The following is a 10,017-nucleotide window of genomic DNA, read 5'->3' on the forward strand; positions in this document are numbered from 1 at the left end:
TTAAGCGTGGGTTGCATAGCGATTAATCGTGGTAAAAACACGCTGGAGCTTTTCGGCATCTTTAACACCCGGGGAGGTCTCAACGCCTGAATTAATATCAACCCCGGCACAGCCCAGCGTGATTGCCTGCGCGATATTCTCAGCAGACAGGCCACCTGCTAGGATCACATCATCAAGTGGTTGATCTGCGAGGATCGACCAGTCGAACGTCTGACCGCTTCCACCGTGACCATTATCGAAAACATAACGGTCGACACCGATCCAGCCTCGGTCAGGGAGGTGACCCTCGATCTTAAATGCTTTCCATATTTGGCAGCTTTCGGGTAACAGGTCGCGTAGGCGACGTACATATGAAGGGTCTTCGCTTCCATGTAGCTGTACCGCAGATAATCCCAAGGCCTCTACTTTTAGCATGATCTCGCCCACTTCGATATCGCGGAACACGCCTACATAGTGCAATGGTGCGCTCTCAATAATCGCTCGAGCCTGTTGGTCTGAAACATAGCGAGGAGACTCTTCAACGAAGATCAATCCGCCATATATCGCGCCAGCTTTGTAGGCCTGTTGCGCGTCTTCTGAGCGAGTTAACCCACAGACTTTATTCTCACCAGACAGTAACCGCTTTACCGCAAAACGTAGATCGTCCTCGGACATTAGCGATGAGCCGACCAAAAATCCGTGTGCATATTGGCTCAAGTTATTAATTTGCTCATAACGCTGAATACCTGACTCGCTAATGACCAGGGTTCCTTCAGGAACTTGGCTGGCAAGCTGACGCGTTTTATCGGTATCGACGGATAGATCGCGCAGGTCACGGTTATTGATGCCTATCACTGAGGCGTGCAGAGCAATCGCGCGCGTGAGTTCTTCTTGATTACTCACTTCAGTCAAAATCCCCATGTTGAGATCTTCGGCAACTGCGGCGAGATGGCGATACTGTTCATCATCAAGGACAGAGAGCATCAGCAGAATAGCGTCCGCTTGGTAGTAACGCGCGAGCCAAATCTGGTAGGCGTCGATCATAAAGTCTTTACAGAGCACCGGCTGGTGGACCGCTTGGCGAACAATAGGCAAAAAGGCGAAATCGCCTTGAAAATATTTTTCATCGGTTAGCACCGAGATCGCGGAGGCGTAGTCACGATACACCGCCGCAATCGCCGATGGATCGAAAACGTCACGGATCAACCCTTTCGAGGGAGAAGCCTTTTTACACTCTAAGATAAAAGCGGGGTTATGTTGGCGTAGCGCTTCATAAAAAGAGCGGTCGCTAGGCGCAACGTCCGCTTGGAATGTCGCTAGAGGTTGGCTTTGTTTGCGAGCATCAACCCAGACTTTTTTATCATCAACGATTTTCTGAAGTACAGTACCCTGCATATTATCCTCTTGCGGCTAAAGCGGTAACACATTGATAGGCAGCACCACTGCGAAGAACGTCAAGCGCCTTCAGCGCATTCTCGCGTAGGTTTTCTTGTCCAAAGAGTTTCATTAGCATTGCAACGTTCATCGCGATTGCCTGCTCGTGCGCTTCTTCGCCATTACCCTGAAGTAATTGCGTTAAAATGTCACGATTTTCTTCCGGGGTACCTCCACGTAGGCTTTCGATAGGATGTGGGGTAAAACCGAAATCTTCAGGGCTTATTTGATAGCGAGTGATTTCGTTATCCCTCAGCTCAGCTACCTCGGTAGTGGTATGGATGGCGATTTCGTCCATCCCTCCACCGTGAACGACGGCTGCGCGTTGATAGCCGAGCACGCGTAACGTTTCGGCTATCGGCTGCACTAATTCGGGGCTATAAACCCCGATCAATGCCAGGGGCGGTCGAGCGGGATTAATTAAAGGGCCCAATACGTTGAACAGAGTTCGAGTCCCTAGTTGCTTACGTACCGGCATCGCGTGGCGAAAACCGTTGTGATAATGCGGCGCGAAGAGAAAGCAGAGGTTAAGGTCATCCAGCGCTTGGCGAGCAGCGGCGGGCGGCATATCCAGATTGATGCCGAAGGCCGCGAGCAGGTCGGATGACCCAGATTTGCTCGATACGCTACGATTACCGTGCTTGGCAACCTTATAGCCACAAGCGGCTGCGACAAAGGCACTAGCGGTCGAGATATTAATGCTGTTCGAGCCATCGCCGCCCGTTCCGACGATATCTGCAAAAGGCGTCTCGGGCCGAGGGAAGGGTAAGGCATGATTGAGGAAGGCTGTAGCCGCTCCCGCTATTTCGGGTGGCGATTCGCCCCGGACCTTCATCGCAATGAGTAGTCCAGCCAGACTGACCGCGTCGACCTCACCTTTCACCACTGCCGAGAAGAGCTGTTCACTCTCAGTCTGGCTAATGCTTTGCCCCTGGTAGAGGCGTTCAAGTAATGCTTTCATGAGAGTCCCTTAGTGTTGTAACGCCCAAGCGAGCGTTTCTTCCAGTAATTTTGCACCATGAGTGGTCAGAATCGATTCGGGATGGAACTGAAACCCACAGACGCGATCGGCATCATGTCTGACGGCCATTACCATGCCATTGAAATGGGCATTCACTGTTAGCGTCGACGGAATATTACTGCCGACGAGGGAGTGATAGCGCGCGACAGACAAGGGATTTGGTAAGTGCGCGAACATCCCTTGTTGATCATGAACGATGTCCGACGCCTTACCGTGTAATATCTCTCCGGCTTGGCCGACAGTCCCACCGTAACTCTCGACGATGGCTTGGTGGCCAAGACAGATCCCGATAATGGGAACCTTACCGCGTAGCTGTCTCAGCAATTCAGGCATACAGCCCGCCTCACTAGGGGCGCCTGGGCCGGGCGATAACATGACAATCGGCTGTTGCAGAGTATTGACCTGCGAGACGAGCTGTTCGACAGGAACGTTATTTCTGAAGATAACGACGTTATGTCCGAATGTGCGTAGCTGATCGACTAAGTTATAGGTAAAGGAATCGAAATTATCGACTAACAGGATATCAGCCATTAGAAAGCCTCCTGGCAATGGTGAGCCGTTGCAATCGCTCTCAAAACCGCACGTGCCTTGTTACGGCTCTCATCGGCTTCAGATTGTGGGTCAGAATCGAGTACGACGCCCGCACCGGCCTGAACCGTTGCGATACCTTTTTCAACATACGCAGAGCGAATAACGATACAGGTATCGAAATCACCTGTTCCCGTAAAGTAACCCACCGCTCCGCCGTAGCTTCCTCGGCGCGTCTTCTCATGTTCGGCAATAAGTTGCATCGCACGGACTTTCGGTGCGCCGCTTAGGGTGCCCATATTCATGCAGGCACGATAAGCATGTAACACGTCTAAATCGTCACGTAAGCGTCCCACCACCCGTGAAACGAGGTGCATTACGAAGGTGTAGCGGTCGACTTTCGTTAAGTCTGCGACATAGCGGCTGCCTGGCGTACAAATACGCGCCAAGTCGTTACGCGCTAAGTCGACTAACATGAGATGTTCAGACATCTCTTTTTCATCACTACGCATATCCAATTCGATACGGCTGTCGAGATCGAGGTTTAACGATCCGTCTGCGTGTCTGCCCCGTGGGCGCGTACCGGCGATTGGATAGATCTCGATTTGGCGATTATGGGCATCGTATTTCAGCGAGCTTTCTGGTGAGGCACCAAACAGGCTGAACTCTTGGTCCTGTAAGAAGAACATATAGGGGCTGGGGTTACTCTTCTTCAAGACTTCGTAGGCGGCGAGCGGCGACGGGCACGGTAACGAGAAGCGACGTGAGGGGACGACTTGGAAAATATCCCCTTGGCGAATGGCGACTTGTAACGCCTTAACCACATTACAGTAGGTCTCATCATCTTGGCTACAGGTTAGCTGCATCGTCGGCAGCGCCGGGGCGGATACCTTAGTTGGCGCGGTAAGCATCTGCTGATGCAGCTGATGTAGACGTGCCTGTAGCCGCTGAAATTCTTCACTATCATCGGTGAATAGGCTTGCTTGCAGTCGAGCTTGCTGCGTTTGATGGTCGAGCACTAACAGGGTTTCAGCCAGATAGAAACAATAATCTGGGCAGGCTTGATCCTGCTGTAGCGGGGGAAGGGATTCAAATCCTGCCACTAAGTCGTAGGCAAATAACCCACCTAAGAACAGTGCATGACGTTGCTGGTCGCTCTGTGCGAGAAGCGTCGGGATAAGACGTAGAACATCGAACACGGAGGCCGACTTCAACCGACTATCTTCATCTTGCAGCGACGAAGCGCTGCTAAAGGTAATGATTAGCTGATCAGGAGCGATAGTCGTCTGCGCCGCAGAAGGTAGCTTGTCACACAGCAATGGAAGGACACTTTTGCCGTTGGCGCTCATGGCCTGAACGGTAACAACATTTCCTAGCGCACTAATACGCAGGGCGCTGTCGACAATCATTAGGCTCTGTAGATCGTCTTTACTGCTGACATCTGCAGATTCGAGTAATAGTGTAGAAGGGCGAGCGCCACATAATTGGTTGAATAGGGCAGTCGGGTCAGCCGAGTAGGGCGTTTCAACGGTGATGAGTTTCAGTTTGCTGAGTGTCATTGAATTATCTCTATTATTCTTCCAATAAAAAACCCGCCGAGTGGGCGGGCTTAGAAATCTGCATAGCGGTTATTTTAGCTAGATGCATGACAACGTCGCCCGATTATGGGAGAGTGACGCGCCACCACTGTGAATGCTTTAGAGTATTAACCAACATGAGATTTGTCCTGTCTGAGAGCTTGTGTACTAGTTAACTAGTTCATGGCGAGATTGTCAACACTCTAGGTTAACTAAAAGTTATTTATCTAGGGTGAAATGTTGAATAAACACAAGAGAGTGAATGTTGACCGAACCACTACGCCCGATAATCTACGATTTACACAGCCATAGCCAAGCCTCAGATGGCGTGCTCAGTGCGCAAGACTTGGTGCTCCGTGCCTGCGAGCGCGGGGTAACGGTATTAGCGATCACCGATCATGATACGACTGCCGCACTTGCGACCGCACAAGCCGCTATCGATACGCATAATCTCGACCTCACCCTGGTGAGCGGGGTTGAGATTTCAACGCTGTGGGAAAACCATGAAATCCATATCGTCGGATTAGGCTTTGACCCGCATCATCCTGCGATGAAGGAACTGTTACACCAACAATTTCAGCGACGTGAAGACCGAGCAGTGATGATCGCCGAACGCCTCGCTAAAGCGGGTATCGCCGATACGCTCGCGGGGGCACGCGAGGAAGCCGGAGATGGACAGATCACCCGGGCTCATTTTGCCCGTTATCTTATTCGTCTAGGTAAAGCCGATACGATGGCACAGGTATTTAAAAATTATCTTGCGCGCGGTAAAACGGGTTATGTTCCGGCGCAGTGGTGTAGCATTCCTGCGGCTATCGAGGCGATCCATCTCGCGGGGGGGGCTGCGGTGGTGGCCCACCCGGCACGCTATCAGCTCTCAACCAAATGGTTGAAACGCCTGTTAGCCTATTTCGCGGAAGTCGGCGGCGATGCCATGGAGGTAGCTCAGTGTCAACAGGCGCCTAATGAGCGACAACAGCTCGCCCGCTACGCCCTCGACTACGGATTATCGGCATCGCAAGGCTCTGATTTTCATCAGCCCTGTGCATGGATCGAGTTAGGGCGTAAACTGTGGTTACCCAAAGATGTAGTTCCCGTATGGGAAAAATTTCCAGCCTTAGCTGCCCCAGATAGGGGGTAGGAGATAACGATGAGCCAATTATTCTATATCCACCCAGAAAATCCGCAGCCACGCTTAGTCAAACAAGCCGTCGATCTTATCAATAAAGGTTCTGTGATCGTTTTCCCAACCGACTCAGGATATGCGATTGGTTGTAAACTGGAAGATAAAGCGGCGGTGGAACGAATCATCCGTTTAAGACAATTAGATGGTCGCCATCATTTTACCCTAATGTGTCGCGACTTATCTGAGCTATCCACTTATGCACAGGTCGATAATATCGCTTTTCGCTTGCTTAAAAATAATACGCCAGGCAGTTACACGTTTTTATTGAAAGCAACGAAAGAAGTGCCGCGTCGCTTGATGAATGAGAAACGTAAAACCATAGGTCTGCGCGTGACTTCTCATCCGGTTGCTCAAGCATTATTGGAAGCCCTAGGCGAACCGTTGATGTCCACGACGCTGATCCTTCCAGGTAACGACTTTGCGGAATCCGATCCTGAAGAGATCCAAGATCGTCTCGATCATCATGTCGATTTAATCTTAAATGGCGGCACTATCGGCCAGCACCCGACTACGGTTGTTGACCTGTCTGAGGGAACGCCAGTTATCGTCCGTCATGGCGCTGGTGATACCCGTCCGTTTGAGTAAAAAAGTCGGGCAATGGCTATTGCCCACTTTTCACTAACGCGAGTTACCGTTGATGCGGATGATTTTAATGGTGTATCTCGTACATGATGTCTGGTGACAAATCCCACTGAACCAGATCTCACCGTGCTCGCCAATCATTACGCCATCACTGTTAGCGAAAAGATCGCTATAACGCTGCTTGCGTACCACTTCTCGTAGGCTCGGCGTGAATATTTTGTCATAGACGGCGAGAAACTGTTGCGAATTGAGTAGGATCTTATCTCTACCTGCCACCTGAGCCGTCAATGGGTAGTCCAACATTGTGGCGACTTGTTGTGCATCACGATTAGTGACGGCGCGTTGAAAACGGCCGAAGAATTGGTGGTAACGAGTGTGGCTATTTGCCCCCATTAAGAAGTCGATCCGCTGATCCACGGACTGTGGGGAACTCGCATAACTGATATCCGTGAGCAATAGGGAGCTAATCAAGATTAGCGGCAGGGAGCGAAGCGTCATGCGCATGATATGAGATCCTTTATAAAGTTTTAGTATAGAGTCGCGTCGGCCACACTGGCGAAAGTGCGACAGATTTGACGCAAAAATAGTAATAAAATTTGTAGATGGGAGCAGTATAGCGAAGCAACGAGCACCATACAAAAAACCACAGGGTGACACGATAAAAGGGGTTACATCCGATTTGGCATCCTGTATAATGGCAGTAACAAATAACTTAAGTTATTGATTTTAAACGATTTTATAAACTGATGCCTGGGAAGGCGACAGCGAGGCAGTGTATGAGTGAGAAGCTACAAAAAGTTTTAGCGCGGGCAGGTCATGGGTCGCGTCGTGAAATCGAGACGATGATTGCGGCAGGGCGTGTCAGTGTCGATGGGAAAATTGCTACCCTCGGGGATAGAGTTGAACCCTCAAATGCATTAAAAATCCGTATCGATGGCCGCCAGGTGGCAGTGCTGGCGACGGAAAGCGAAGTGTGCCGAGTATTAGCCTATTATAAGCCAGAGGGCGAGCTCTGTACGCGTAACGACCCCGAAGGACGTCCTACCGTCTTCGACCGATTACCTAAATTGCACGGTGCGCGCTGGATAGCCGTGGGCCGCCTCGATGTGAATACCTGTGGTTTATTGTTGTTTACCACTGATGGTGAACTCGCGAACCGACTGATGCATCCAAGTCGCGAAGTGGAACGTGAATATGCCGTACGCGTATTCGGACAAGTCGATGATGATAAAATTCGTCAGCTAAGCCTTGGCGTCCAACTTGAGGATGGTCCCGCTGCGTTCAAGACCCTGAAGTTTGGCGGCGGCGAAGGGATCAACCAGTGGTATAACGTGACTTTAACTGAAGGCCGTAACCGTGAAGTTCGTCGGTTATGGGAAGCCGTTGGGGTACAAGTTAGCCGCTTAATGCGCGTTCGCTACGGCGATATCCATCTTCCTAAAGGCCTTCCACGGGGTGGCTATACCGAAATGGATCTTACCGCTGTCAACTACCTGCGAGAGCTGGTGGGCATGAAGGAAGAGACAGTATCCAAGTTACCGGTCGAGAAAGACCGTCGTCGGGCGAAAGCGAACCAAATTCGACGCGCAGTTAAACGCCACAACCAAGTCTCAGGCAATACTCGCCGTCAAGAAACTCGTGGCGAAGAAACGAGCAATAGTGGTGCCCCTTCAACTCAGGGCAAGACGCGGCCAGGCACGCGAAGTAAGTCACGGCCAAGCACCCAAGGTAAGTCGCGACCAGGTACGCAAGGTAAGCAGCGTCCTAGTACTCAGGGTAAGCCAAGACCAAGCTCTAAGCGTCAGCAAGCCAAGTAAAAAAAGGCCCGTTAGGGCCTTTTTTATTACCGATAGAGCGGCATCGTTGCCCCATCACTGACCATCTCTTGTTTCGCTCGCGCAATAAATCGGGGAAGCGGACACAGGGATTTTCCCTCATCACTAAAACATCCTGCTTTTCCATACTGTGCGGCAAACATGGGATGCTTGGTGGATAAGGGCGTTAGCGCTCGCCACTGATCTAAACTCCTCGCCACAAAACGTAGTTGGATAAACGCCTCCCCGGTTTGACTATCGCGAAAACGTAAAAATTCCAAGCTGCCGCCCGGCGGGATATCGTTACGTGGATACTCCGCCAATTGCCAGTCAAAGCCTAGCATCGTCTGCAGCTGGGCGATATTCGTATCGTGGCCGACGAAGATCACAAGAGATTTTTTCAGTCGAGGGGCATAGCGATCCGGCGCATCGCTCAGAGCGTTAACGATCTGAGTCATGAGTAACGAGCCGCCATGTTTCGCGTATTCCGGCGTGTCACTGACCAAATCATACTTCGCCGCGTGCAGAACCATCAGCGCGGCGACAGCCTGAGCATCGGGGGCGTTACCAAAGGCGACCTCTGAGAGCGGGCGATTATCGCTATAGGCGAGACGGACACTCTCTGCCATTGAGGCTGCATGGGAAAGCGGGCCGGAAAGTTTAACCTGACCGTTATCGGTAATCGAAAGCTGCCATGGCGCGTCTAAAAAAGCACAACTTGAAGAAGATGGGGCGCATAAGGCCTTCCGAAAATCGCCGATCGCCGCGCGATAGTGCAGCGAAAGCGGCGAATTATCGTCGATACGCCTGTGGATTTGAGCTAGTACCCGTTCACGATTGGGGTGTGCGATCCCCATTTTCACGGTATCGAAAAGCGGATCTTCGTTCGCGGAGCTATGTTCCGCGGTTAGCCCACAACCGGGAAATAACCCATCGAGTAACGCATCGCCAGTCGCTTGCGTACGTTGATCCGGTGCAGCCCATAGGCTAATCACGCTTGAGGTTGGACAGCTATTAGTGAGTGGGAGGACTAGCCCGAGACGCTGCCATTGCTGCCGCCAATAATGGCCCTGTTGGACCATCCCGGCATAGCCGTGTCCAGTCAGATTCCCCGCCGGGACGTTCCAACGAGGCCACTGTTGACCAGTAAGTGAGGCATACTGACGATCATCCGTGGGGGAGCGTACGCCATGGCGGGCCACCACAACGACCTTATCTAAGATGTAGCGTGAATGAGCCTCGCTCTGTGCTACAGAAAACAGTAAGGGAAGACACCATGCTGCGAGGGTTGTATTGCGTCGTAGACATCGCATTCGTTAACCTTTTTATTCTTCTATGTTTCGATGTAGGCGAGTGTGGTATAGGGCGATTATTTCAGGAGTGTCGCCTCTGGGAAATAAGAGGTTTGATATTTACGAACTTCCAATACCACGTGGCGATTAAGTTGAACACTGGGATTTTATCATAAAAGTAGGCTGATTAATGATATCCATTGCTTCTACTGACTGATCATCTAATTCCCACGCCATTAAGCCTATATTTTAAGCGGGTAACGTATCTATAAACTGTTATATCTACCATTAACTCCCCCATCTATTGTTGTGATCTAACGCAAAAAATCGTGTAAAAGCTCATAAGTTCGCTAACTAGCGCTGTATTTATGTTATCAGCTGTTGCTAGGGTGATGGCTGTATCACTCTCCATATCCGGTTACTGGTTATAGGTTCAGACACGTAAGGGAATCACGCTGTCTATCGTTTAGCTTATCTTCGATTTCGAGGTGGCTGTTGTAGGTCTTCAAGGCTTTATGCAAGACCGCGTAACGCTGGGCTTTACGCTTAATTGGTTCTATTGAGGATTCAAGGATGAATAAAAATCGCTATCGGATCGTGTTTA

General features: G+C 50.9%; 7 protein-coding genes and 1 pseudogene. 3 read left to right on the top strand and 5 right to left on the bottom strand.

Going from position 1 to position 10,017, the window contains the following annotated elements; translation table 11 throughout:
- The 3 genes and pseudogenes from trpCF to HGT70_RS14145 form a co-directional block, all read right to left on the bottom strand.
- Entirely contained in the window at positions 1-1,374 is a 1,374-nt protein-coding gene (gene trpCF / locus HGT70_RS14135; protein WP_214196262.1) for a bifunctional indole-3-glycerol-phosphate synthase TrpC/phosphoribosylanthranilate isomerase TrpF, read from the bottom strand.
- A gap of 1 nt (position 1,375) precedes the next feature.
- Positions 1,376-2,965, bottom strand: a pseudogene (gene trpD / locus HGT70_RS14140) (bifunctional anthranilate synthase glutamate amidotransferase component TrpG/anthranilate phosphoribosyltransferase TrpD).
- Positions 2,965-4,521 (bottom strand): anthranilate synthase component 1, encoded by a 1,557-nt coding sequence (locus HGT70_RS14145; RefSeq protein ID WP_071429999.1) that lies wholly within the window; start codon positions 4,519-4,521, stop codon positions 2,965-2,967. Before HGT70_RS14145 ends, trpD begins: the two are co-directional and overlap by 1 nt.
- Before the next feature lie 280 nt (positions 4,522-4,801).
- Between HGT70_RS14145 and rnm the strand changes: the two genes are divergently transcribed.
- Positions 4,802-5,680: an RNase RNM gene (gene rnm, locus HGT70_RS14150; protein ID WP_214196263.1), complete on the top strand. Its 879-nt coding sequence runs from the start codon at positions 4,802-4,804 to the stop codon at positions 5,678-5,680.
- 9 nt (positions 5,681-5,689) lie between these two features.
- Complete coding sequence (locus tag HGT70_RS14155) at positions 5,690-6,310, top strand: L-threonylcarbamoyladenylate synthase (protein ID WP_214196264.1); 621 nt, start codon at positions 5,690-5,692, stop codon at positions 6,308-6,310.
- Positions 6,311-6,343: 33 nt separating this feature from the next.
- On the opposite strand, the gene HGT70_RS14160 is transcribed toward HGT70_RS14155, so the two are convergent.
- Positions 6,344-6,811: a hypothetical protein gene (locus tag HGT70_RS14160; RefSeq protein ID WP_214196265.1), complete on the bottom strand. Its 468-nt coding sequence runs from the start codon at positions 6,809-6,811 to the stop codon at positions 6,344-6,346.
- A 272-nt stretch (positions 6,812-7,083) separates the two neighbouring features.
- Here HGT70_RS14160 and rluB point away from each other — a divergent pair, with 272 nt between their 5' ends.
- Positions 7,084-8,124, top strand: coding sequence for a 23S rRNA pseudouridine(2605) synthase RluB (gene rluB, locus HGT70_RS14165; RefSeq protein ID WP_214196266.1), 1,041 nt, complete (start codon positions 7,084-7,086; stop codon positions 8,122-8,124).
- Positions 8,125-8,150: 26 nt separating this feature from the next.
- Here the strand turns inward: rluB and HGT70_RS14170 are convergent, their stop codons facing one another.
- Entirely contained in the window at positions 8,151-9,434 is a 1,284-nt protein-coding gene (locus tag HGT70_RS14170) for a histidine-type phosphatase (protein WP_214196267.1), read from the bottom strand.
- Positions 9,435-10,017: the final 583 nt, after the last annotated feature.

Source organism: Rosenbergiella collisarenosi, from assembly GCF_018494085.1.
GTDB lineage: Bacteria > Pseudomonadota > Gammaproteobacteria > Enterobacterales > Enterobacteriaceae > Rosenbergiella > Rosenbergiella collisarenosi.